The organism is Nitrobacter sp. MLSD-S21 (genome assembly GCF_058809865.1).
On record NZ_JBXASZ010000005.1, the window covers coordinates 144,823 to 169,637 of the forward strand.

Sequence of the window (24,815 nt, forward strand, 5' to 3'; positions counted from 1 at the left end):
GTCCGCCACAGCAAGCGAATCGGGAGCTATGTGTGAAAACGGCCATTACAAAACTATTCGGCATCCAGCATCCGATCATCCAGGGCGGCATGCATTATGTCGGCTTCGCCGAGCTTGCCTCCGCGGTCTCGAATGCGGGTGGTCTCGGCATCATCACCGGATTGACCCAGAAGACGCCGGACCTGCTGGCGAAGGAAATCGCGCGTTGCCGTGGCATGACCGATAAGCCGTTCGGTGTAAATCTGACGTTTCTCCCCGCGTTCACCGCGCCGCCATACCCTGAATATATCCAGGCGATCGTGGAAGGCGGCGTCAGGATCGTCGAGACGGCGGGCCGCAATCCGGAGCAGTACATGGCCGCGCTCAAGGCTGCCGGCATCAAGGTGATCCACAAATGCACCTCCGTGAGGCACGCGCTGAAAGCGGAACAGATCGGTTGCGACGCGGTCAGCGTCGACGGCTTCGAGTGCGGCGGTCACCCGGGCGAGGACGACATCCCCAACATGATTCTGCTGCCGCGCGCCGCCGACGAACTCAAGATTCCGTTCGTGGCGTCGGGCGGCATGGCAGATGCGCGCAGCCTGGTCGCCGCGTTGGCGCTCGGTGCCGACGGCATGAACATGGGCACGCGCTTCATAGCCACGAAAGAGGCGCCGGTGCATGACAACGTGAAGAAGGCGCTGGTCGCGGCCTCCGAACGCGATACCCGGCTGATCATGCGCGCGCTGCGCAACACTGAGCGTGTCTTGAACAACCGCAAGGTCGAGAGACTCATGGAGATCGAGCGGGAGAAAGGCGAGAGCCTCAAGATCGAAGACATTATCGAGGAGGTCGCCGGCATCTATCCCAAGGTCATGGTTGAAGGCGACTTGGATGCCGGCGCCTGGAGCTGCGGCATGACGGTTGGTTTGATCGACGACGTGCCGAGCTGCAAGGAGCTGATCGATCGCATCATGGGCGGTGCAGAGCGCATCATCCGTCAGCGGCTGACAGGTCTGCTCGACGGCAAAATGGCTATGGCTTAGCGGATTCGAGAATCGGCTGTGGTCTCGGCGCTTTCGAAAACTTAGCTGTCGTGGCCGATGTGCTTGTGGCGAATACGGCGCACGATCGACCAGATCGTTAACGCCGCCACCGGAATGAAGCCCGCCGTCAGATAGCCCGGCTCGATCGCGACCGTTCCGGACTCATGGAGCGCCTTTGCGACGTAGCCGAACAGGCTGACCACATAATAGGTGATGGCCGCAACCGACAGCCCCTCGACGGTGGTTTGCAGCCGCAGTTGCATCCGGGTGCGGGCGTTCATCGATTTTAGCAGTTCCTGATTCTGCTGTTCGAGTTCGACATCGACCCGCGTGCGCAGCAGGTTTGCCGCCCGCGACAGCTTGAACGACAGGTTTTCCTGACGCGCCTCGGTGGTCACGCAGGTTCGCATAGCCGGCGCCATTCGCCGCGCCAGAAATGACGTCCATGTCGGCAGACCGGACACCTTCCGCTCGCCGATGGTCGTCAGCCGCTGCTGCACGATCTCGTAATAGGCGCGGCTGGCGCCGAAACGAAACACGCTCGCCGCCGCGCCAGCCTCGACCTCCGCGGCCAGCGCCGTCAGTTCGTCGAGCAGGTGGCGGTTGTCCGCGAGATTGCCGTTATTGCGCATCTTGTCGGTCACTTCGGCAAGGCGCTGCTCGACCTCGCTGATCGAAGGCGCGAGCCGCTGCGCCTCGGGCAGGCCGAGCAAAGCGAGCGTGCGATAGGTCTCAATCTCGATCACGCGTTGCGCCAGCGCGCCGGCGCGATCGGGATTGAGCTTGCGGTCGACCACCAGGATTTTCACGAATCCGGACGGGTCGGGCTGGAAGTCCGTGGCGTAAATCGCTGCGCCATCGTTGTTTTCGGCAAGCGCCAGACTGGTTCGCTCGAACAGTCGCTCTGGCGGTTGAACAGCGGGCCCGTCGGCGAGCACATGCATGTCGATCGCCACAAGCAACGGCCCGGGCTGCGGCACAAGTTGCATTGGGGCAGCTAGCGCGGCGGCGGGCGGGTGAAACGGAATGCCCTCGGCAGGAGAGTGCAATTCCCAGGTGTAGGTCGTAAATTCGGAATGCTGCTCCCACCGCAGCGTCGTGGTGCCGAAGGCCACGCGATAGTGCCGTTCGGAGGCGGTCGGTACGGGCAGGCCACGTGCCGAGCAGAATTTCGCGAGGTTGGCGAGGTCTATCTGCGCGCGCTCGCCGGTTGTGTCGAACGCGAAATGCAGAATTCGGGCGGGAACGGTCAGCGCCGTGAAGGGCCGCGCATGGAGCTCGCCGAGAATCGCGGTGCGGAGCGGATGCGGAGCAAGCCGGGCGGACTCTGCGTCCCCAATCGAGACTTCCGCGCTCATGCGATCCTTTCCGGCGTACGTCGCTTGTTCTGTTGACGGTGCAACGACCGCGGCACCGATGCGCGGTGTTGCGCTTCCTGATAAGCCGAGAACGATTGCCGATCAACGGCGATCCGGAGCAAACGGGTCACGCGCGCCTCAATAATGCGGCGGCGGCTCGCTAGCCGGGGCTGGCCGCCCGGCTTCCGCCTCCCGCAAGCGCTCGCCGAGTTCGGCAATCTGTCGCATCAGCGAGTCGATCTGCTTCCACTGCGCAGTGACGACCTGATTCAGGGCCTCGATGGATTCCTCCTGGTACGTTGCGCGCATCTCCAGCGCATCGATACGGTCCGCGGAAGTCTTGTCAGTCATCGCGCGGCATTCCGTCCATCATCTGGTCCGGGGATCGGGATTCCTTCAGCCCGTGACTGAGAGCGATTCTGTCATCGAATACAAAACATTCGCCTCGCCAGCGGCTTTCGCTTTCAGGAATGTCCTCGAGGTATTTCAGGATGCCGCCCTTGAGGTGATAGACTTCCCCGAACCCGCGCGACAGCAGGTAGGAGCTTGCTTTCTCACAACGAATCCCGCCTGTGCAAAACATTGCGATCCTGTGATGCTTGTGCGGATCGAGTTCTCGCGCGGCGAAATCCTTGAACTTTCCGAAACGGGAGAGTTGCGGATCGACAGCGCCTTCAAAGCTGCCCATCGCCACCTCGAAGGCATTGCGGACATCGATCAGAAGTGTGCCGGGCGTGGCGATCAGTTCATTCCAGTCCCTCGGGCCGACGTAGATGCCGACCGCGCGGGTCGGATCGGTCGCGGGGTCGCCCAGCGTCACGATCTCTTTCTTGAGCCGGACCTTCAGCCGTGCAAACGGCATCGTCGAGGCATGCGAGAATTTCAGCTCGAGATTATTCAGCCGGCCGGAGAACAGCGGGCCGGTCCGTAATTCTGATACCAGCGTGTCGATTGCGCTCGGCATTCCGGCGACGGTCCCGTTGATGCCCTCGGCAGCGAGCAGGATCGAGCCCTTGATGGACCGCCCGGCGCACAGCGCGCGCAGCGGTTCGCGCAACTCGCGAAAATTCGGCAGCGGCGTAAATTGGTACAAAGCGGCGACCTTGAGCATGGGGCGGGTTTAGCAGCCAGCACCGCGTCGCGAAACCCATGCAATAATTCAATAGAGGGTCGATAGCGGATAATGTCCCTTTCTGTCCCGCTTCGTCGTGCAGACCGGTCTTCTGCTGCCATCTGCAACGGCCGTTGCATACGAGGTTCTGTTGCCGTTCGACCGTCAGGGAATACTTCGTCGCATAGAAAAAGCCGGCCCGCAAAGGGCCGGCCATTCACGTCAAAATGCGACGCACGTTTTAGTTGGATCAAGATTAGTCAGATCAGAGTTTCTTGTTGATTGCGGCTGCTGCTTTGTCAGCAGCGTCCTTGGTCGCTTCCTTGGCGTCGCCAAGCGCGTTCTGACCCTTACCCTTTAATTCTTGAATCGCGCCTTCACCCTGAAGCTTCTCCGAACCGACCGCTTCGCCAATTCCCTGTTTGGCCTTACCGATTGCTTCGTTGACGGTACCCTTGATCTTGTCGGTAGTGGAACCCATAAGTTTTTCTCCTTCACGTCAGCCTGCACCATAACGTGCAATGCGTTGAAGGGTTCCTGCGGTGGAAAAGGGACGTGCCGTTCCGCATTCAAAAAGAAATTCAGAAGAGAGGTCCATGAGCGGGTCGAAAGGGTGATCCGCTCATGATTCATGTTCGCGCCAGATGCGGCTATGGATCGAGGATATCGTCCCCGACTAAGCAGCTCTGACCGTTGCGAGAAATTTCTCGACCTCCTGCTTGAGACGACCAGTGTCCCCGGACAGGGACTTCGCCGCCGCAAGGGCCTGCGTGGAGGCGCTGCCTGTCACCGAAGCTCCGTTGCTGACCTCGATAATGTTGGAGGAAACTTCTGAGGTTCCGGCAGCAGCCTGCTGGACGTTGCGGGATATCTCCTGAGTTGCCGACGCCTGCTCTTCGACTGCCGAAGCGATCGTGGCAGAAATCTCCGCGATCTTTCCGATGACGATCCCGATTTCCTTCACGTTATCGACAGAGTCGTCAGTCGCCGACTGGATGCTTGTAATCTGCTGGCCGATTTCGGCGGTGGCCTTCGCGGTCTGTTCGGCCAACGCCTTGACCTCGGACGCTACGACGGCAAACCCCCGGCCGGCTTCACCAGCGCGAGCGGCCTCGATCGTTGCATTGAGTGCCAGGAGATTGGTCTGGCTGGCAATCGTATTGATAAGTTCAACCACGTCTCCGATCTTCGTGGATGCCTGCGACAGCGAATTGATACGCTGGTCGGCGCTATGAGCCTTCTGCGCCGCGTCGTTTGCGATCCTCGAGGCTTCCTGCACCTGCCGGCTGATTTCATTCACGGAGGCCGCCATTTCCTCACTTGCAGAGGCCACAGACTGAACGTTGACCGTTGCCTCCTCGGAAGCCGCTGCCACAGCTGATGACAGCTGATGGGTTTGCTCGGCCGTCTTGGTCAAGGCGGTCGCCGAATCTTCGAGTTGGGTCGCCGCCGAGGATACGGTCTGGATCACTGCGCCGACCGCCGCTTCGAAGCCATCGGCAAGGCGGTGCATGTCCGCTTTGCGCTGCTGCGCAGCAAGTTGATCCTGCTGCATCTTGGCTTCCGCTTCATCGCGCGCCTTCTGCTCGGCCTTGACCTTGAAGGTTTCGACCGCCCGCGCCATGTCGCCCATTTCGTCCTTGCGGTCGAGCCCGGGCAGGACGACGGAGAAATTGCCTTTTGCGAGTTCACCCATCGCTGTCGTCAGCGCCGCCAACGGCCGCAGGATTCGCGAGAACGCTATCCAGAAGCTGACAAAAGCGAGGGCGATACAGCCCAGAAATATCAAGCCGGCGATGAGCAGTTTGGATGAGCTGTTTGCAGCCTCCTTGGCCGCCTCCTGGTCGGCCGCTTCACCGACTGCATTGGCCAGCCGAAGTATCGAATTGATCGCGGTCGTCGCCTGCGCCACATAGTCGTTGCCGCTGATCTTGTATTCACCCGTCTCGGCTGCCGCGAGTACGGCGTCGCGAGTCTGGCCGTAGATCTGGAAATAATCTCTCTCGACACCCGAGATCGCATCAGCAACTTTTCTCGGCAAGTCGGCGCGCATACGAGCCGGTGAAATGGTTTCCCATGCCAGCTCAACATTTCCGCGGAAACGAGCGATCGTCCGCAAGTTGGTCGTGGAAATCTTGGCGCGGGAGCCAACCATCCCTCCGAAGAGCGCGCGCTCCCTTCCGGCGTTCTCTGCCATCTGCGCAGTCAGATGACGTAAGCTGACCAATTGCGTCAGGGCCGCTGTAGGCGGGCGGGTCAGCGTTTCCAAAGTGAGCCGCAGCCTGTTGCCGGATACGTCAATCAGCTTGGTGATGGTCGGCGAGAAGCTCTCCACGACGTCCGGGTTCCGTTCCGATCCCCGCTTGGGAAGATTCTCGTCGAGGCGCGTGCGAAATCCGACGAACCCCTGGAAAGCGCTCTCGGCCTCCGAGATTTTCGATTCCGCAGATTTCATCGCCGGATTTCCGCGCAGCAGTTGAGCGGCCTCCGAAAATGCGCGATCGGCGGCTTGCCGTGTTTCGGCGATCTGAGGACGGAGTTCTGCGGGCAGCGCATCGGGAGACTTCAGCGGCGCGTTCGTAAGTCCGCGCTCCACCGCCCACTGTCCCGCGCTTCGCAACAGCAATTGCGAGATGTGGTTCACTTCGAGGAATGCTTCAGATTGCTGTCGCTGTTCGTAGGCTTGATAGGCCGACATTCCGGCGGAAAGTGCGCCTATCATGACGAGCGCGGAGACGATCGCGGGCAGTGTAACGCTTATCTTCGCCTTCATTTTCGGATCCTTCCGATGCAGGTGAACTCTTCGCCGATCAACCGTTCTCAGTTGATCGAGGCTGGTGTTTGGTCGCTGTAGTACGGGCTAGGACGTTGTGCTTTGATGCGCGGCTGAGTGGCGAGAAGGCCCCGCGGTACGACACATGAACCGTTCAAATCGGCGGTATCTTCGAGCTACAGGATTAAAATTTTACCAATAAACGCGAGTGGATGATGTCTCGCAACCAAACCTTGCGTTCGGTTCAGGCTCTAACCGCGTTTTTCCGTTTGGTTTTCGATTATGAAAAATATGAAATGAAGCCGGCCTTTCCCTATTTTAAAGATATTTTCCTTATAGCGGTAAGATCATTGCCTGTAGTAATCCCGAATCGGACCGACGGCGTCGAGTACCCGAACAAGAGGACATTGCGATGAGCTTTCGCCGTGACGTGATCTCCAAGCTGATCTTCTCCTGGGCGCGCCGTGTGCTGCCTTCGGTGTCCGATACCGAGCGCGAGGCGCTGGAAGCCGGGGACGTCTGGTGGGATGCCGACCTGTTCACCGGCGATCCAGAGTGGGCGAAGCTCCTGGATACCCCGCCGGCAACTTTGACAGCAGAAGAGCAGGCATTCCTCAACGGGCCCGTGGACGAACTGTGCGCCATGCTCGACGAATGGAAGATCAATTGGGAATTGCGAGATCTGCCGCCGGAGGTCTGGAATTTCATCAAGCAGAAAAAATTTCTCGGCATGATCATTCCGACCGAGCATGGCGGACTCGGCTTTTCGCCCTATGCGCATTCGGAGGTCGTGCGGAAGATTTCATCGCGCTCGCTAGTCGCTGCGGTCACGGTGATGGTGCCGAATTCACTTGGCCCCGGCGAATTGCTGATGCGTTTCGGTACCAGGGATCAACAGAGCAAATGGCTGCCATGTCTGGCTGACGGTCGCGACGTTCCGTGCTTCGGCCTCACCAGCCCGGAAGCCGGCTCCGACGCGGCGGCGATGACCGACAGCGGCATCATCTGCAAGGGCATGTTCGAGGGCCACGAGGTCATTGGGATCAGGTTGAACTGGCACAAGCGGTACATCACGCTTGGTCCGGTGGCGACACTTCTCGGCCTCGCCTTCAAAGCCTACGATCCGGATCATCTGGTTGGCTCGCAGGAGGACCTGGGCATCACCGTGGCGCTGATTCCAACCAGCCTGCCTGGAGTTTCGATCGGCCGTCGCCATCTTCCTGCGATGCAGGTGTTTCAGAACGGCCCAACCTGGGGCAAGGACGTCTTCGTTCCTCTCGACTACGTCATCGGCGGAAAGGAGCGTCTGGGTCAGGGCTGGAAGATGCTGATGACCGCGCTGGCTGCCGGGCGCGGCATCTCGTTGCCCTCGTTGTCGGCTGCGGGCGCGGCTTTTTCGGCGCGGACGACCGGCGCTTATGCGCGCATCCGCGAACAATTCGGCATTCCGATCGGAAAGTTCGAGGGTATCGAGGAGCCGTTGGCGCGGATTGCCGCCACGGCCTATCTGATCGATGCGGCGCGGCGGCTGACTTGCGCTGCGCTGAACGAGGGCCACCATCCCGCGGTCATCTCCGGCATCATGAAACTGCACGCCACCGAGCGGCTGCGCACCGTGATCGATGACGCAATGGATATCCATGGCGGCAAGGCGGTCATCGATGGACCTCAAAATTATCTCGGTAACCTCTATCGGGGGGTGCCGGTTTCGATCACCGTGGAGGGCGCCAACATCCTGACGCGCAATCTTATCATCTTCGGGCAGGGTGCGATTCGTGCGCATCCCTATTTGCTGCAGGAGATGAATGCGCTCGGCGACACGAACAAGGCCCGAGGCCTTGATGCTTTTGACAAGACGTTCTGGGTTCACATCGTCCACAGCTTCAAGACTTTGTTCCGTGCCTGGGGCCGAAGCTGGAGCGGCGGAGTTTTTGCGCCCGCGCCGGATGACGCTGGCGCGGTGACCGGATTCTATCGTCAACTCTCGAGGTATTCGGCGGCCTTCGCATTATGCGCCGATATGGCGCTCCTGACGCTCGGCGGCAAGTTGAAGCGGAAGGAGATGCTATCCGCACGGTTTGGCGACATTCTTTCCGAGCTGTATCTCTTGTCGGCCGTACTCAAGCGTTGGCACGAGGAGGGCCGTCAGGAGGCCGATCTCGCAGCGGTCGAATGGTGCATGGCGACCGGCTTCCGCACCATGGAGCAGCGGTTTGCGGATATCCTGGCGAATCTGCCAAACCGCTTTGTCGCGATCATGCTCAAATTCATGATCCAGCCGCTCGGCGCGCAAGCGCGCGGACCCAGCGACAAGGTCATCCACGCCTGCGCGCAACTGGTGTTGGAGCCTTCCGTCGCGCGCGATCGCCTGACGCAGGGACTGTCGCATGTCGATGATGACGGTGGGCCAGCCCGGCTGGAGAAGGCATTCCTGCTGGTTACCGCCGCCGAGGACGTGTTTAAGCGGATGCACGCTGCGCGCCTGCGCGATGCGGATGCCGCCGTCAGGCAAGGCACCATCACCCAGGTCGAAGCCGAGCAGTACAAGGCAGCGCAAGAGGCAGTGGCCCGGGTTATTGAGGTCGACGACTTTGCGCCGGAGGCATTGTCGCCTCACGAGAAGCCCGTCAGCGTGCAAGTCGTGCAGGAGCGGGCCGAGACGAGGGTGGCAGGCTGATGGTGCGCCCAGTCTATATCATCGACGGCAGCCGAACTCCGTTCCTGAAAGCGCGCAGCGGTCCGGGGCCGTTCACGCCGGTCGATCTGGCCGTGCAATGCGGCCGGCCGTTGCTGGCGCGCCAGCCGTTCGCGCCTGACGCGTTCGATCAGGTCATCCTCGGCTGTGTCAACGTCATTGCCGATGAAATGAACCCGGCCCGCGTCGCGGCATTGCGGCTCGGCATGGGCGAGGCGATGGTCGCGTTCACGGTGCAGATCAACTGTGGCTCGGGCATGCAGTCGATCGACACCGGCTACCGCTACATCCGCGATGGCGACGCTAATTTGATTCTGACTGGCGGAGCGGAGGCGCTGAGCCATGCACCGCTGGTATGGCCGCAGCAGGGCGTGCGCTGGTTCGCAGGTGTTGCCGCCGCCAAGGGCATCGTTGAGAAAATCAAGGCGATCGCCAAAGCGCGACCGCCCTATTTCAAGCCGATCATCGGGCTTGAGCGGGGGCTGACCGATCCGATCACCGAACTCAACATGGGCCAGACCGCGGAGGTGGTCGGCCATCTTTTCGGCATCACGCGCGAACAGTCCGATGCCTACGCGGTCGAGAGCCACAAACGCCTGGCCAAGGCGCAGGCCGAAGGCTGGCTGAAAGGCGAGTTGGAAACCACTTTCGCGCGCGACGGCAAATTCTATGATCACGACGACGGCGTGCGCCCCGACTCCTCGATGGAGTCGCTGGCGAAGTTGAAGCCGGTGTTCGAGCGGCCATGGGGCCAGGTCACCGCCGGCAATTCCTCGCAGATCACTGACGGCGCTTGCTGGACGATTCTCGCATCAGAAGACGCCGTCATCAAACACGGTCTCAAGCCGAAGGCGATGATCATCGACAGCCAGTGGTCGGGGCTGGATCCTTCAGTCATGGGACTGGGTCCGGTGCTGTCGGCGACCGAACTTTTGAAGCGCAACAAGCTATCGCTTCACGACATCGAAACCTGGGAGCTCAATGAAGCATTCGCGACGCAGGTGCTCGGCTGCCTCGCGGCGTGGGAGGATGAGAAGTTCTGCCGCGAGGTGCTCGGACTTGAGGACGCCGCCGGCACGATCGATCGCGCCAGGCTCAATGTCGATGGCGGCGCGGTCAGCCTCGGTCATCCCGTTGGCACTTCGGGCAACCGCATCGTGTTGCATCTTGTCAACGCTATGAAGCGGCTCGGCACAAGGCGCGGGATTGCCACCGAATGCATCGGCGGCGGGCTGGGCGGTGCGATGCTGGTTGAGATGGTGTGAGGGCGTCATGAAATCAAAGGTATTGGACGCTCTCAAGGATCGCGTGCTGGAGCTTGGGCCAACGCCCCATGCAAGCGGTCCCTATCGCAACTTCAAGCTGACCCGCGATAGCGATGGTGTGGCTTGGGTTCTGTTTGACCGCGCCGATTCCAGCGCCAACACGCTGTCGTCGGACGTGATGGAGGAGTTTGGCGCAATCGTCACCGCGCTGGAAAACCATCCGCCCGCCGGCGTCGTGCTCCGTTCGGCCAAGACGTCCGGCTTCATCGCAGGCGCCGACGTCAACGAATTCCGTGGCGCCGCCGATCCAGGCGAGGTCGAAACGACGCTCAGGCGCGCCGACGGCATTATCGGCCGGCTGGAGGCGCTGAAGATTCCGACCGTCGCCGTGATCCACGGCTTCTGCCTCGGCGGAGGACTCGAGGTAGCATTGGCATGCCGGACACGAATCGCCATCGACAATGCGCGGTTCGGTTTCCCCGAAGTGATGCTCGGCCTGCATCCCGGCCTCGGCGGCACCGTTCGCTTTACCAGGCTTGTCAATCCGATGCAGGCGATGACGTTGATGCTCACCGGCAAGACCATCGACGCGCGGAAAGCGAAATCGCTTGGTCTTGTCGATGCCGTGACCCAGGAGCGGCACGTCCGCAACGCCGTGAAGGATGTGGTGGCCGGCCGGCTGAAGCGTGGCCGGCCAAGCGTGCTCAATCAACTGCTGAATCTCGGCCCCGTTCGCGGCTTTCTAGCCAAGCGGATGCGCCAGGAGGCCGCGAAGGCGGCGCCGCAGGAGCATTATCCCGCTCCCTATGCACTGATCGATCTCTGGGAGAGGCATGGCGGTAGCAAGACGGCGATGCTGGCGGCTGAAAAGCGGTCCTTCGCCGAGTTGATGGTAACGTCGACGGCGCAGAACCTGATCCGGGTGTTCTTCCTCCGCGAGGAGATGAAGAAGCTCGCGGCCGGCGACAACGTTGTGAAGCATCTGCACGTCATCGGCGCCGGCGCCATGGGCGGCGACATCGCCGCGTGGTGCGCGCATCAGAATATCCGGGTCACGCTCGCGGACATGAAGCCGGAGCCGATCGCCGCCGCGATCAGGCGCGCAGCCGATCTTTACAGCAAGATCGTCCGCAAGCGGACCGGTATCCGCGATACGCTCGACCGTTTGATACCCGACCTGGTTGGCGAAGGCGTGCGCCACGCCGATCTCATCATCGAGGCGGTTTCCGAAAAGCTCGAACTGAAGCAGAAAGTCTATGCCGCAATCGAGCCGAGAATGAAGCCGGGCGCGATCCTCGCTACCAACACCTCGAGCATTCCGCTGCAGGAGCTGCGCACCACATTGCAGCGTCCTGAGCGCCTGGTGGGCCTGCATTTCTTCAATCCGGTGTCGCGGTTGCAACTGGTGGAAGTGGTCAGCCACGAAACCGCCGACCCGCAGGTGCTGAAACAGGCCATGGCATTCGTCGGGGCAATAGACCGGCTGCCGCTGCCCGTGCAGAGCTCGTCAGGGTTCCTGGTCAACCGCGCACTGACGCCGTATATGCTCGAAGCCATGGTCATGCTCGACGAAAAGATCGACAAGACGGTGATCGATGCCGCGGCGGAAAAATTCGGCATGCCGGTGGGACCGATCGAACTCGCCGACCAGGTCGGGCTGGACATCTGCCTCGCCGTTGGCGACGAGTTGCGCGCGAAGTTCGGCGAAGCTCTTCCGCAGCCGCCGGACTGGCTGCGTGAGAAAGTTGCGAAAGGCGAACTCGGCCGCAAGACCGGCCAGGGTTTTTATACCTGGCGCGGAGGTAAGGCTGAGAAGGGCGATGCCGGGAATTCGCGGGTTCAGCCGGAATTGATCGACCGCCTGATGCTGCCGATCTCGAACGTCTGCGTCGCATGCCTGCGCGAAGGCATCGTCGACGATCCCGACCTTGTCGACGGGGCCATGATCTTCGGCACCGGCTACGCTCCGTTCCGCGGCGGTCCGCTGAAGTATGCGCGCACTCGTGGCCCGGAGAATGTCGCCGCCAATTTGCGCGAGCTCGCGGCAAAATACGGCGCTCGTTTCGCGCCGGACCCGGGCTGGGATACGTTCAAGTGAGGCGATGCGTGATGTTGCTTCAGACCAACGAATGACAGACATCATGACCGACCTCACAGCCGTTCACGCCCCGGCGATCAGTGAAGCCACGCCGCTCGGCGAACTCTGCACGCGCACGCTGGCGATGCCGGCCGACACCAATCAGAATGGTGACATTTTCGGCGGCTGGCTGCTGAGCCAGATGGACATCGGGGGCGGCGTCTTCGCCTCCAAGCTCGCGAAGTCCCGCACCGTGACGGTTGCAATCGACGCCATGAATTTCCGCAAACCGGTTTTTGTCGGCGATCTCGTCTCCGTGCATGCAACACTCGTCCGCATTGGCAAGACTTCGATCACGGTGCATCTGGAAGCCTGGGTGATGCGCCGCAAGGAGAAGCAGTTCATCCTTGTCACCGACGGCAAATTTACCTACGTCGCGATCGACGATCAGGGCCTCCCGCGGGAAATCCCCCAGGCCGGGCGGCCGGCTACGGCATAGCCGGCACTCCCAGCCAGCCTGTTTGCTGAACCGGAACGGTTTACGCCGCCAGCCGCCAATTCGTCGATCCGATATGGCGTTTTCGAGCGAAGTGGATGCGGTTTGCCTGAAGAAAACGCGTCAGAAGCAAAATGCTCTCGGTGCCCAACCTCGACCGATTCTAGTTGCGAACGTCAGAACCCATGTCCATATCCTGTTGGTACGACAGGGAACGTTTCCCGCCATTGCCCGTTATTGGCGCGGCCTTTAGGGCCGGAAGAATGCGAGTGGGACATGTCGAAGACCTATATTATCGAAGTCGGTTCTGAATCCGCCGGGATCGTGGTGCGTGATCGCACCGGGTTCCGGTTCTTTTCGGCCTCCCGGCGGTTCAGTTGCCTCGACGGCAAGCTGTTTCGCAGCGCCCGTGAAGCGGAGCGCGCGGCGAAAAACCGTGCGTCGTCCAAGAAATCCACGTGTCCCGAGTTCGTGAAATCGCTGCGGCGCGCTTTGCCGAAACTTCCCTTTTGATAGAGATACTGGCCGACGCAGGAAACTGCGTTGACGGCTTCGTCCAACATCAGCACCATGGCATGTCCTGCGGGTCTTGGGTGCTGTTGTTGTAACGACTATCGCCCTCCTCGCATCGAGGTGATCGTCGGCCGCGCGCCGGTTCGACGATCTCATCTCGCGTTAAGGTGATGGAGAGGGCGCGTCCGTGGGTCAGGTTTTCGACCTCGCTATCATCGGCGGCGGCATCAACGGGTGCGGGATCGCGCGCGACGCGGCTGGGCGGGGCAACTCGGTCTTCCTGTGTGAAATGAACGACCTCGCCAGCGGCACGTCGTCGTGGTCGACCAAGCTGGTGCACGGGGGGCTGCGATATCTGGAGTATTACGAGTTTCATCTGGTTCGCGAGGCATTGATCGAACGCGAAATTCTCTGGCGGATCGCGCCTCACATCATTCATCCGGTGCGCTTCGTGCTGCCTCATCACGCCGGCCTGAGGCCGGCATGGCTGCTGCGGCTCGGCCTTTTCCTTTACGACCATATCGGCGGCCGGAAGCTGTTGCCGCCGACGCGATCGGTCGATCTGGCGCGCGACAGTGTCGGCAAGCCGCTGAACCCCGGCCGCTACCGCAAGGGTTTCGAATACTCTGACTGCGTTGTCGACGATGCCCGCCTCGTCATTCTTACCGCGCGCGATGCGGCCGACCGCGGAGCGGATATCCGGACCCGAACGCGCGCGGTTGAGACCCATCAGTCCGACGGCCTCTGGCGCATCACGGTCGAGGATACGCTAAGCCGCGAACGCAGCACGATCGCCGCGCGGATACTGGTCAACGCGGGCGGCCCCTGGGTCGAACAGGTGCTGACATTGGGCGCGGGCGTCAACACCCGTGCGAGAGTGCGGCTGGTGCAAGGATCGCATATCGTGGTCAGGAAACTCTACGATCACGACCGGGCTTACATTTTCCAGAACGGTGACGGCCGAATCGTGTTCGCCATTCCCTATCGGGATGACTTCACCCTGATCGGCACCACGGATCGCGACTATGAGGGGGACCCCGCCAAGGTAAAGGCCTCAAGCGAGGAAATTGCTTATCTCTGCGCGTCGGTCAGCGAGTATCTGGCGAAGCCGGTGAAGCCGCAGGATGTGGTCTGGTCCTATGCCGGGGTGCGGCCGCTTTACGATGATGGCGCCAGCGAAGCCAAGGCCGCCACCCGCGAATACGCCTTTGAACTCGATACGCCCGGCGGGGCGCCGCTGCTTTCGGTTTACGGTGGAAAAATCACGACCTATCGCCGGCTGGCCGAAGAGGCGCTGGAAAAGCTATCGCCATATCTGAAAGGGACAAAAGCGCGCGAGGGCTGGACTGCGAAGGCGGCGCTGCCCGGCGGAGACATGGAGGTGTCGGCGGTGGCGGCGTTGACGGCTAATCTGCTGCGCAGCTATCCTTTTCTGACGGAAGGACACGCGAAACGTCTCGCGCTCGCCTATGGCACCCGCGCGGCCAAGATGCTGGGTACAGCGAAGACGACGACGGATCTTGGCCGGGAATTCGGAGCCACGCTCACTGAACGCGAGGTCTGCTATCTGATTTCCGACGAATGGGCATGCACCGTGGAGGATGTCATCTGGCGACGCTCCAAGCTCGGCTTGCGCATGTCGGCGGCCGACATAGCGGAGCTTGAATCCTGGTTCGCGGAGCGGACGGAGGCCGGCCGCCCAAGGGAAGCGGAAGCACGGCCATAAGTCTCGCCTCGAGCCTTATTTTACGCCCAAGAAATCTCGCTTGCCGAGTTCGACGCCGTTGTGACGCAGGATGTCGTATGCGGTCGTCGCGTGGAAATAGAAATTCGGCAAGGCGAAATGGCTGAGATATTGCTGACCCTTCAAAGTCATTGTTTTGTCGGGACCTGCCGGAAAGGTGATATCGCGGCTTTCCGCGCCTTCGAATTTTCCGGGCGCTGCGTTCTTGACGAAATCCGTTGCCTGGGCGATCCGCTGCTGCAACTCGTCGAAGGTCTTTTCCGTATCCGGGGTGCTCGGCACCTCTGAACCGGTCAGCCGCGCGCAAGTCTTCACGGCGAAATCGCAGGCGATCTGGATCTGGCGCGTCAGCGGCAGCATGTCCGGATAGAGCCGCGCGGCGAGCAGCGTTTCGGGAGCGATCTTCCGGGCGGTGGCGTAGCCTTCGGCTTTCCTGAGAATGTCGGAGAGGGCGCCGAGCGTTTGCAGAAAGGCCGGCGGAGCGGAATCATAGAATGACATGGAATGCCTTTGTCTGTTCTGGTGTGCGAACGCGATGGTGAGACAGCAGAATGCGCTGCCGTTTGCAGATGGGGGCTCACGTCACAAGCCGCAACCTCTCGGTCCTCGCCGAATCATCAGCCGCAACGGTCTTCGCGATCGCCTGATCTGCATGGCTTTCCCCGCCGGCTGCTCGTCCGAGCATAATTTGATCGAAGCCGCGCGCTCGGTTCGGATTAGGTTCAATTCTAAGAAATTTCGGAGCCGTATTTAAGCAGCGAACCAATAACTAACTTCCGGTTTGAGGGAGGCTGTCGTGAGCAAAAATGCCGTCGCGGGGGTGTCGAACGAACCGCAATCTATCCTCTCCGTCTCATGCTCTATTGACGCCGGATTGCTGCTGCGCGCCATCCGGAATGACGGAGAAGTCCCGGTCATGCGCCGGATTCTCACACCTCTCGCGCATTTGAAAATGCAAAGCTCGTCACGCGTCGCGTGTTTTCATCCAAAATCAAGGTCCGCGTGAGCGGCGGCTCGGCGCGCTGGGCGCAGTTCTCGCGCTCGCAGAGGCGACAGTTGATACCGATCGGCGTGCCCTCGGACTTGTCCAGGTCCATCCCGGACGCATAGACAAGCCTTGCGGCGTGGCGGATTTCGCAACCCAGGCCGATAGCGAAGCGTGGTTGCGCCAGCGGATGCGGCGCGACCGGCCGGCGCACCATCTGCGCAACCGAGAAGTAGCGGCTGCCGTCCGGCAACTCGATCACCTGCTTCAAGAGGCGATCCGGGGTGTCAAACGTGGAGTGGACATTCCACAGCGGACAGGTGCCGCCAAACTTCGAGAACGGGAACGTGCCGGATGAAAATCGCTTGGAGACATTACCGGCGTTGTCGACGCGCAGCATGAAGAACGGCACGCCGCGCGCGTTTGGCCGCTGCAGCGTCGTCAGGCGGTGACACACCTGCTCGAAGCCGGTATTGAAGCGCTGCGCCAGCACATGGATGTCGTAACCGAGCGATTCCGCCGCGGTAAGGAAGGGCTGATAGGGCATCAGCGCGCAGCCCGCGAAGTAGTTCGCAAGCGTGATGCGGTAGAGACGGCGCGCGGTGTCGTCGAGCGCGCCGGCGCGGGCGATGATCGTATCAAACGCGGGCGTGCATTCGGAAAGCGCGATCTGAAACGCAAGCTGGAAAGCGCAGCCGGGGCCGTCCACCAGTTCTGAGATCAGGAGCTGGCGGCGGTGGCGGTCGAAGCGACGTAGCGTCTCACGCATGACATCGACCGGCATGATACGGGTCTGAATCGAATGCTTTTCACGCAACCGCGTGCTCAAAGCCGCGAACAAGTCCTGTGCGGGAACGTTGATCTCGTCGCGCAGGGTTTCCGCTGCTTGTTCAAGCTCGGGGAAGTAGTTGCGATTGGCCTCGATCAGGTCGCGAACCTGCTCGATCGGGTTCGCGTCGAAGCGTCCGCCCATGCTTTCGTCGCGCCCCGCGAACTGTGCCGCCGCCAGCGTTTCGCCGCGCCGCGCCTCGGCATAGGCGGCATAGAGACGCTGCAATGCGTGGGTCACGCCGGGACACAGCTCCGCGAGATCTCGCAATTCCTGCTTCGGAATGTCGATCTGGCGAAATAGTGGATCGGAAAAGACCTCGTTCAACTCGGCGAAGAAGCGGTCTTCGTCGGCGGTGGCGAGGTCGCGCAGGTCGAGATCGTAGGTCTCCGCGAGGCGAAGAAGGATTTGCGCGGTGACCGGTCGCTGGTTGCGCTCGATCAGGTTGACATAGCTGGGCGAGATGCCGAGCCCCTCCGCGAACTGGGTCTGCGATAACCCGAGCTGTTGGCGGATGCGCCGGAATCGCGGACCGACGAAGAGTTTTTTGCCGGGATCTGTGGCCATCCTTACGCTCGTTTATGACAATAATTACAAAATAACATCTATGACATGTATATATGTTACATGACATCATCAATTGAGATCAAGCTATCTGTACGGATTAGTCTGTTTGGCGTTTATCTATAAACCACCCTTGCAATGCGATTGCAGTGCAATGTCATAAAAGTGGCGCTGGAGATAAAAATGGCCCAGACCTTTGAGCAGCTCGTTCCGGCCCCAAACGGTCGTTTTGAGGGGATCAGCCGTCCGTACAGCCCGGCGGACGTCGAAAAGCTGCGCGGCTCGGTGGAGATCAAGTACACGCTGGCCGAGAAGGGCGCGAACCGGCTGTGGAAGCAGCTCAACGACATGCCTTATGTGAATTCGCTCGGCGCCGTCACCGGCAACCAGGCGATGCAGCAGGCGCGCGCCGGTTTGCCCGCGATTTATCTCTCGGGCTGGCAGGTCGCCGCCGACGCCAATACTGCGGGCGCGATGTATCCGGACCAGAGCCTCTATCCGGCCAACGCCGGTCCTGAACTCTGCCGTCGCATCAACCGAACCTTCCAGCGCGCCGACCAGATCGAGCATGCTGAAGGCGGCGCCAAGATCGACTGGTTCGTGCCGATCGTGGCCGATGCGGAAGCGGGCTTCGGCGGACCGCTCAACTCGTTCGAGATCATGAAGGCCTATATCGAGGCGGGCGCGGCTGGCGTTCACTTCGAGGACCAACTCGCGTCGGAGAAGAAGTGCGGCCACATGGGCGGCAAGGTGCTGATCCCGACCGCCGCGCATGAACGCAATCTGATCGCGGCACGGCTTGCCGCCGATGTCTGCGGGGTGCCGACCTTCGTGTTGGCGCGCACCGATGCGGAGAGTGCGAAGCTCATCACTTCAGACATCGATGAGCGCGATCACGAGTTCATCACCGGCGAACGCACGGCGGAAGGCTTCTATCGCCTGAAGCCTGGCACCGGCCTCGATCACTGCATCAAGCGCGGGCTGGCGTTTGCGAAATACGCTGACCTGCTGTGGTGGGAAACCTCAAAGCCGGATCTGGAGGGCGCGCGCAAGTTCGCGGAAGCTGTCAGGAAGGTCTATCCGAACAAGATGCTGGCTTACAACTGTTCGCCGTCGTTCAACTGGGAAGCCAACCTCGACAAGGACACCATTGCCAAGTTCCAGAAGGAAATTGCAGCGATGGGCTACAAGTTTCAGTTCGTCACGTTGGCGGGCTTCCACTCGCTCAACCACGGCATGTTCGAACTGGCGCGCGGCTACAAGGCCGAGGGCATGGCGGCATATTCCCGTCTCCAGCAGGCCGAGTTCGCCTCGGAGAAGTTCGGCTATTCGGCGACGCGCCATCAGCGCGAGGTCGGCACCGGTTACTTCGATCTGGTTTCGACCACGATCACGGGAGGCCAGTCGTCGACCACTGCGCTTCACGACTCCACCGAAACCGCGCAGTTCAAGTCGCAAGGTTCGCAGATCAAGGTCCAGGCTGCTGAGTAGGCGGCGGAACAGAAGGAGGTTCTCATGACCGGCAGCAATTTCTGGGTGATTGGCGGCGAATTTGGTTCAATGAACTTCCACAAGCTGGTGGAAGGTTCGGCTCAGGTGCAAGGACCGTTCAAAACGCGGAAGGAAGCGGAGGACGCCTGGAGGGTCGTGTCTGAGGAAAACCGTCACCGCGCCGGCGTGCGGTTCTCCATCGTGGAAGAGCCGAATCGAATGGCGAGCTGATGTTGCATCTATCGTAGAAGAAGAAGCGTCCAAGGAAGCAACGGCTCTGCCCAGGCATATCGGGCAGGGCCGTTTGTTCGTTCAGAAGACGGATTGTGGTCGCTTAAGCCGGCTGCGCGCCTAAGCCTTTGGAACTAAACGGCCTTTGCCCGAAACGGAGTACCTGCTAAGTTACATGGTTACCGTCAGGTTAAGAAGGCGGCAGTATCTGCGGGAAAGGCGACCGATGTCGGACGGACCGAACATTGGAAGGAGTGTGGCGGAAACGGCGAAGCCGCTGCGGCTGCGCGAGGCACTGTGGCAGGCTCGGATCGAGGCCGCGGATCGCACCGGCGTCGTCGTTGATCTGCGCGACGCGGAAGTGGCGCGGCTTGAGATCTTGAACGAGGCGCTCGATCCGCTGTTCGCGCAAGTGCCGGATCAGATCGATCTATTCGATCGGGGCCTCAGCAAGGGAGACACGCCGCGGCTGTGGATCGACATTGTAGCCCACGTCCTGATGGGACGCGATAAGCGCATGTACCGTTTCGTCCAGGATACCCGGCACGGCCGGATTGTACTCGCGGAATCTCATGACTCGGCCGCGATCGTCAAAGCTGTGACGGATTATGTCGCTCGCCGCATGATCGAGCGCGAGCGTGCGCTATCGGTAATGCCGCTGTGGGAGCAAGCGGAGGTGAAAAAGCCGCCCCGCGGGCTTTGGACATTCGCGTTCGGATTTATAGCCGGTGTTATCGTGCTTTTCGGCTTCGCGCTACTCGCCGCGCTCAGGACTCCGTGACGCGAGGCACGGCGATCACGGTGCTAGAGTGTTTTCGAGCGAAGTGGAATCTGGTTCGCGTGAAGGAAACGCGTCAAAATTAATAATCTAGAGTCATTTCCCGGCCGGCGACACCCGCAAGAGGCGTCCGGCAGTGCTATCGGTCAAAAGCCACAACGCGCCGTCCGGCCCCTGGCGTATGTCGCGGATGCGCTCGTTGAGGTCTTCCAGCAGGCGTTCCTCGCCAGTCACCTCATTGCCACTGAGCGAGAGCCGCACCAGCATCTTGCCAGACAGCGCGCCGGTGAAAAGGCTTCCTTTCCACGACGGAAACAGCGTGCCGGTGTAGAAGGCCATGCCGGATGGCGAGATCGAAGGCACCCAATATTTCACGGGCTGCTCCATGCCTTCCTTCGCGGTGCTGGCATGGATTTTCGCGCCGTCGTAGTCGATGCCGTAGCCGATCACCGGCCAGCCGTAGTTTTTGCCCTTGCCGATGATGTTGACCTCGTCGCCGCCGCGCGGGCCGTGCTCGACCTCCCAAAGGTCGCCGGTCGCCGGGTTGATGCCGAGCCCCTGTTCGTTACGGTGGCCGTAGCTCCAGATTTCCGGCTTGGCGTCTGCGCGGCCGACGAACGGATTGTCCGCCGGCACCGAGCCATCGGGCGCGATCCGGATCACTTTGCCGAGGTGGTTCGCCAGATTTTGCGCCTCGTCGCGATGGTTGAAATGCTCGCCAAGCGTCACGAAAAGGTTGCCGTCGTCAGCTTGCGCGATGCGGCAGCCATAGTGATTGCCCGACGACAGCGGGCCCTCCTGCCGGAAGATGATCTCGACGTCTTGAAGCCGATCCTCACCTAATGTGGCGCGTGCAACGGCGGTTCGCCCGCCGCCTTCCGCCCGTTCTGCGAAACAGAAATAGAGGGTCTTGTTGCCCGCGAACGACTTGTCCAGCACAACGTCCAGCAGCCCGCCCTGACCGGAGGCCCAAACTTCAGGCACGTTCTTGAGCGGCGGCGACAGATCACCGTCGCGGCTGACGATGCGAAAGCGCCCGGGCCGTTCCGTGACCAGTATCCGCCCGTCCGGCAGCAAGGCGAGTCCCCAAGGATGGACAAGGCCGTGGGCAATGGTTGAGACCTCGATCGGCCCGGCTGACGACCGGAACGATTTGCTTCCGCTGCGCACGTTGGTGGCGAAGAAAGCCGCGAGGACGGTGGCCGCGCCCAGAATGGCCGTAACCCGCACGATTGGTCTTTTCATCGAACGCTCCTGGCGGCGAGCGATGGTCACACGGAGAGACATGGTTAGCCGTCACAAAATTGTGAGGAGCCAATGTACATTGCAAGGAAGTGCGGTTCAGATGCCGATTGGCATAGCCATCGCGACCTTGATCGACATCATCGCGAAGGCGACGGAAAGGACGACTGCAAAAGCAGCGATTGCCAGTGAAGCCGCAACAGCATTGGTCAGACGCGAGGATGCGACGGGTGCGAAGCGCCCTCCAAACCATCCGCTCGAACCTCGCGACCGCATCATTGTCGGATCTCCACAAGCACTGGCGAATCACCAGCCTGGACAATCTTTCACCAAGCACGGCCAGGATTGGGGCAAATTGAATGAGGCGAAGAGGTTCCCGCCTTGCGATATCGAAGCCGGTTCTTAGCCCGGTGTCGACCGCACGGATCAAGCCCTTGCGATTCTGACTGCGGCATCGTCCGAGAAAGTCGCGCTGCCGTCCATGGTTACAAAGCCGGGTTGCTGTTCAACCCGCCGCAACCAGGCGCGGATCGACGGGAACGTCGTGAGGTCGAAGTCGCATTGGTCGGCGACATGGGTATAGGCATAAAGTGCAATGTCGGCGATGGTCAGCTGCCCGGCAGCGAAAAAGTCATTGGTTCTGAGATGGTTTTCCATGACCTGGAGGGCCGCATAGCCGCGCTCCATCCAGTCTTCCAGCGCGTGAGTCTGCAACTCGCGGCCTCCCTTGACCAGCGACAGCCAGAAATACGCGGCGCCAATGTTGGGCTCCAACGCGTGCTGTTCGAAGAACATCCACTGCAGTGCTTCGGCACGCTCGATCGGCGAATTCGGAGCCAATGCGGTTCCGATCGAGACATACCACAAGATGGCATTGGACTCGGCGAGGTAACGCCCTTCTGCCACCTCCAGTAACGGTACCTGTCCGCTCGGGTTCTTGGCGAGAAAATCCGGCGTGCGGCTTTCGCCACGCAGGATATCGATTTCGATGGCATGATAAGGCACGTCAAGGAAAGTCAGCGCGAGGCGAACCTTGTAGCTGTTTCCCGAGCGCTGCATTGAATAGAGCTTGTACATTACGGAGCTTCGCCTGATCGCCGGAGCGCCCGGCATGCTCGCCTGCAACGCAGTGGAAGAATAGTGGTCGCAGGCCACTCGCCGCAAGGTCTTGCCATTTGGAAAAGTAAAATTGAACTGCCGCAAGTCCGTGCGGAAGATTTTATTGCGCGATCAACGACCCGATCAGCATCAAGGTTTGTTCGCAACTGCGTCAAGATCGAGATAGCGCATCCGTTTGGCTTCACGGCGACCTCGCGCGACGGCATCAAGCACGAGTCCGATTGCCAGGCTGAGGAATCCAAGCTGGGCAATCGCCGCAGCGAGTACCGCAGTTGGTATTCGGGGTACAAGGCCGGTTTCCAGATAGGTCGCGATGAGCGGGGCGCCGAGCCCAAGACAAACGAGCAGAAGCATAGTGCCTGCAGCACCGAAGAATCGTAGCGGCTGCGTTTCCTTGTACAGCTTGAAAAGCATCAGCAGGATGCGCAGGCCATCGCGATAGGTGCGCAGCTTGCTGGTCGATCCATCGGGGCGTGTACCGTAAGGCAGTGCCATTTCGCCGGTCGCGATCTTCAGGTCGAGGGCATGGACCGAGAGCTCGACCTCGATCTCAAAGCCTGCCGACGACACCGGAAATGATTTGGCGAAGCGGCGGGAGAGAACTCGATAACCCGAGAGAATGTCGGTGAAGCCGTCACCAAACATGTGCGCCATGACGCGATTGAAGAAGAGGTTGCCAAACCGATGGCCTGACGGAAAAGCCTTGTCGTCGCCGTTACGGGTTCCGATCATCATGTCGAGGTTGCGCACGACAAGCGCCTCGATCAGCGCGCCGGCGGCGTCCGGTTTATAGGTGCCATCGCCATCCGCCAGAACGTAGATGTCGGCGTCGATATCCGCCAGCATGCGGCGGACGACATTGCCCTTGCCCTGCAGCAGTTCACGGCGAACGATAGCACCGGCCGCGAGCGCTGCGTCGTAGGTGCCGTCAGTGGAATTGTTGTCGTAGACGTAGACCCTGGCGCCGGGCAGCGCGCGAAGGAATCCGCGGACCACACCGCCGATCGTGACTTCCTCATTGTAGCAAGGGAGAAGCACGGCGATCGTTCGGTTTCGCACCATGCTGCTCTGCGCGAACATGCCGTCGATCTCGTCGCGGATCCGGTCAAGCCTTGGCAAAGGCATCACTCCTGAAGATAACGCCGGCTTCCATCGCCGCCCGGCGCAGGATGACGACGTAGAGCATCATCATTACGATGAGGCCAAGGGGGAGACCGCTCGCGCCGGCAATGGTGCGTGTAAGAAGCGGCATGATCCACGCCAGCGCCAGCAGCGAAAGTTCGTAGGATATAAAACCGTGCGCCAGACCGTGACGGGCGAGAAACGCGATCGCAATGCCGAGAACGACGAGATCGTAGTCTAGTACATATGGCGTGACGAGCAGCGATGCGGTGCAGAGTGCGGCGGCTTTCAGATCATACGAAGCTCGCGAGCGCCATAGCCACGCAATGCTGATTGCGAGCGCGGCGGCCAGCATTGCCTGAGCTGCATAGGCAAGATGGATTCCGCCACCCCACATCCTGACCGCTGAAAATAGCGATTGGATTTTGTGCCAGCCGGTGGCGCCCTGTTCCAGGATCACCGTTCGCGTAAACGTCGTCGATACCGCGAAGGCGTGCCAGATTTCGACCCCGGATATCGCGAAGCTGGCGACCGCGAGTGCCGATGCGGTGAGAGCCGCCGCGGCAAAGGTCGTCCAGCGCCCGCCGGCAAGCAATGCAATGGGGATCAGCACGCCAAACTGTGGCTTGTAGATCAGCAGACCGATCAGGATGCCTGAAACCCACGGCCGGCGATCGAGTAGCACCAGCGCGCCGCCGATAAGCGTTGCGGTGAAAAATGCGTTCTGCCCGTGGCCGATATTGATGAAGACGGCCGGAAAAGCCAGCGCCGGCAGCCAGGTCCCGGGACGCCGGACGATGGCGCAGACCGTCACGAGGTAGCCGGCCAGACTGGTCACCAGCCATAACAGCAGACCCCAAGCGTAAGGAAAGGCGGCGGCGGCCATCGCGATGGCAAAGAAAAACGGCGGATAATGCCATCCGTAGAAGGGCACCGGCCGGCCGCCGAAGATGGCCTGTTCGGCGGCATGCTGCAGCCCGGGATCGTAGGCGTCAGGCGCTAACCCCTGCCAAGCCAGGGCGCCGGCGGCGTAGACGTTGGAGAAGTCCGTTCCGATCGGCTGGCCGCGTCGGTCGATGAGCCCGTCCGACGCCGCGACCCACACAACGATCGCGATGGCGCAGAGAACCAGCAAAATGATGCTGTAGCCTTGCAGACGCTCCGCAGTCAGCCATTGTCCGGTTCGAATCTTTTGCCAAAAACGGGTCATGTCCCAATCGCCGCGTACGGAGGTCCGGCGGACACTAATCGTTGGTATTTAAGGTTCTCTGAAACCTATCAGATGTGCGCCGGTCAGCATTGTTCTTGCGGTGCAACGTAACGCACACTAATGTGTTTGCGATCCCAATCACTGAAATGGCGTGGAAATGGTGACCGACCACGCTTGCTAGGAGATG

At 60.9% G+C, this 24,815-nt stretch carries 22 protein-coding genes; 11 read left to right on the top strand and 11 right to left on the bottom strand.

Annotation, left to right across the window (positions count from 1 at the left end; all coding sequences use genetic code 11):
• The first annotated feature begins 32 nt into the window (after window positions 1-32).
• Complete coding sequence (locus AC1RT6_RS15230; protein ID WP_079445862.1) at window positions 33-1,025, top strand: NAD(P)H-dependent flavin oxidoreductase; 993 nt, start codon at window positions 33-35, stop codon at window positions 1,023-1,025.
• 41 nt (window positions 1,026-1,066) lie between these two features.
• Here AC1RT6_RS15230 and AC1RT6_RS15235 read toward each other — a convergent pair whose 3' ends face one another.
• From AC1RT6_RS15235 to AC1RT6_RS15255, 5 genes are all read right to left on the bottom strand, one after another.
• Complete coding sequence (locus tag AC1RT6_RS15235; protein ID WP_472791003.1) at window positions 1,067-2,383, bottom strand: DUF3422 family protein; 1,317 nt, start codon at window positions 2,381-2,383, stop codon at window positions 1,067-1,069.
• A gap of 138 nt (window positions 2,384-2,521) precedes the next feature.
• Window positions 2,522-2,734 (bottom strand): SlyX family protein, encoded by a 213-nt coding sequence (locus tag AC1RT6_RS15240; protein ID WP_079445864.1) that lies wholly within the window; start codon window positions 2,732-2,734, stop codon window positions 2,522-2,524.
• The gene (trhO, locus tag AC1RT6_RS15245; RefSeq protein ID WP_079445865.1) at window positions 2,727-3,494 is read right to left on the bottom strand and encodes an oxygen-dependent tRNA uridine(34) hydroxylase TrhO; all 768 of its coding nucleotides are present in this window, start codon (window positions 3,492-3,494) and stop codon (window positions 2,727-2,729) included. The genes AC1RT6_RS15240 and trhO overlap by 8 nt, the downstream gene beginning before the upstream one ends.
• Before the next feature lie 265 nt (window positions 3,495-3,759).
• Complete coding sequence (locus AC1RT6_RS15250; RefSeq protein WP_079445866.1) at window positions 3,760-3,975, bottom strand: CsbD family protein; 216 nt, start codon at window positions 3,973-3,975, stop codon at window positions 3,760-3,762.
• Window positions 3,976-4,170: 195 nt separating this feature from the next.
• On the bottom strand, window positions 4,171-6,267 hold the full coding sequence (locus AC1RT6_RS15255; RefSeq protein WP_079445867.1) for a methyl-accepting chemotaxis protein: 2,097 nt from the start codon (window positions 6,265-6,267) through the stop codon (window positions 4,171-4,173).
• Between the two features lie 412 nt (window positions 6,268-6,679).
• On the opposite strand from AC1RT6_RS15255, the gene AC1RT6_RS15260 reads away from it, so the two are divergent.
• The 6 genes from AC1RT6_RS15260 (at window position 6,680) to glpD (ending at window position 15,039) form a co-directional block, all read left to right on the top strand.
• A complete protein-coding gene (locus AC1RT6_RS15260) occupies window positions 6,680-8,944 on the top strand; it encodes an acyl-CoA dehydrogenase (RefSeq protein ID WP_079445869.1) in 2,265 nt (754 codons plus the stop codon).
• Window positions 8,944-10,227, top strand: coding sequence for an acetyl-CoA C-acetyltransferase (locus AC1RT6_RS15265; protein ID WP_079445870.1), 1,284 nt, complete (start codon window positions 8,944-8,946; stop codon window positions 10,225-10,227). Before AC1RT6_RS15260 ends, AC1RT6_RS15265 begins: the two co-directional genes overlap by 1 nt.
• A gap of 7 nt (window positions 10,228-10,234) precedes the next feature.
• On the top strand, window positions 10,235-12,325 hold the full coding sequence (locus tag AC1RT6_RS15270) for a 3-hydroxyacyl-CoA dehydrogenase NAD-binding domain-containing protein (protein ID WP_472791002.1): 2,091 nt from the start codon (window positions 10,235-10,237) through the stop codon (window positions 12,323-12,325).
• Between the two features lie 31 nt (window positions 12,326-12,356).
• Entirely contained in the window at window positions 12,357-12,803 is a 447-nt protein-coding gene (locus tag AC1RT6_RS15275; protein WP_079445872.1) for an acyl-CoA thioesterase, read from the top strand.
• Between the two features lie 273 nt (window positions 12,804-13,076).
• Entirely contained in the window at window positions 13,077-13,313 is a 237-nt protein-coding gene (locus tag AC1RT6_RS15280; RefSeq protein WP_079445873.1) for a hypothetical protein, read from the top strand.
• A 187-nt stretch (window positions 13,314-13,500) separates the two neighbouring features.
• A complete protein-coding gene (gene glpD / locus AC1RT6_RS15285) occupies window positions 13,501-15,039 on the top strand; it encodes a glycerol-3-phosphate dehydrogenase (protein ID WP_079445874.1) in 1,539 nt (512 codons plus the stop codon).
• 15 nt (window positions 15,040-15,054) lie between these two features.
• Here the strand turns inward: glpD and AC1RT6_RS15290 are convergent, their stop codons facing one another.
• Together AC1RT6_RS15290 and AC1RT6_RS15295 are read right to left on the bottom strand one after the other, a co-directional pair.
• Window positions 15,055-15,558 (bottom strand): DUF1993 domain-containing protein, encoded by a 504-nt coding sequence (locus tag AC1RT6_RS15290; protein WP_079445875.1) that lies wholly within the window; start codon window positions 15,556-15,558, stop codon window positions 15,055-15,057.
• Window positions 15,559-15,986: 428 nt separating this feature from the next.
• Window positions 15,987-17,438, bottom strand: a complete 1,452-nt coding sequence (locus AC1RT6_RS15295; protein ID WP_079445877.1) for a helix-turn-helix domain-containing protein — start codon at window positions 17,436-17,438, stop codon at window positions 15,987-15,989.
• A 180-nt stretch (window positions 17,439-17,618) separates the two neighbouring features.
• Here AC1RT6_RS15295 and aceA point away from each other — a divergent pair, with 180 nt between their 5' ends.
• The 3 genes from aceA (at window position 17,619) to AC1RT6_RS15310 (ending at window position 19,938) form a co-directional block, all read left to right on the top strand.
• A complete protein-coding gene (aceA, locus tag AC1RT6_RS15300) occupies window positions 17,619-18,926 on the top strand; it encodes an isocitrate lyase (RefSeq protein WP_079445915.1) in 1,308 nt (435 codons plus the stop codon).
• Window positions 18,927-18,950: 24 nt separating this feature from the next.
• A complete protein-coding gene (locus AC1RT6_RS15305) occupies window positions 18,951-19,157 on the top strand; it encodes a DUF4170 domain-containing protein (protein ID WP_011509641.1) in 207 nt (68 codons plus the stop codon).
• 226 nt (window positions 19,158-19,383) lie between these two features.
• Window positions 19,384-19,938, top strand: a complete 555-nt coding sequence (locus AC1RT6_RS15310; RefSeq protein WP_079445878.1) for a hypothetical protein — start codon at window positions 19,384-19,386, stop codon at window positions 19,936-19,938.
• Window positions 19,939-20,031: 93 nt separating this feature from the next.
• Here the strand turns inward: AC1RT6_RS15310 and AC1RT6_RS15315 are convergent, their stop codons facing one another.
• Entirely contained in the window at window positions 20,032-21,180 is a 1,149-nt protein-coding gene (locus tag AC1RT6_RS15315; RefSeq protein ID WP_079445916.1) for a PQQ-dependent sugar dehydrogenase, read from the bottom strand.
• Between the two features lie 127 nt (window positions 21,181-21,307).
• Between AC1RT6_RS15315 and AC1RT6_RS15320 the strand changes: the two genes are divergently transcribed.
• On the top strand, window positions 21,308-21,583 hold the full coding sequence (locus AC1RT6_RS15320; RefSeq protein WP_158081498.1) for a hypothetical protein: 276 nt from the start codon (window positions 21,308-21,310) through the stop codon (window positions 21,581-21,583).
• A 20-nt stretch (window positions 21,584-21,603) separates the two neighbouring features.
• On the opposite strand, the gene AC1RT6_RS15325 is transcribed toward AC1RT6_RS15320, so the two are convergent.
• From AC1RT6_RS15325 to AC1RT6_RS15335, 3 genes are all read right to left on the bottom strand, one after another.
• Window positions 21,604-22,254, bottom strand: a complete 651-nt coding sequence (locus AC1RT6_RS15325) for a glutathione S-transferase family protein (protein ID WP_087881104.1) — start codon at window positions 22,252-22,254, stop codon at window positions 21,604-21,606.
• Window positions 22,255-22,425: 171 nt separating this feature from the next.
• A complete protein-coding gene (locus AC1RT6_RS15330) occupies window positions 22,426-23,415 on the bottom strand; it encodes a glycosyltransferase (protein WP_244553422.1) in 990 nt (329 codons plus the stop codon).
• The gene (locus tag AC1RT6_RS15335; RefSeq protein ID WP_079445881.1) at window positions 23,402-24,628 is read right to left on the bottom strand and encodes a glycosyltransferase family 87 protein; all 1,227 of its coding nucleotides are present in this window, start codon (window positions 24,626-24,628) and stop codon (window positions 23,402-23,404) included. Before AC1RT6_RS15335 ends, AC1RT6_RS15330 begins: the two co-directional genes overlap by 14 nt.
• Window positions 24,629-24,815: the final 187 nt, after the last annotated feature.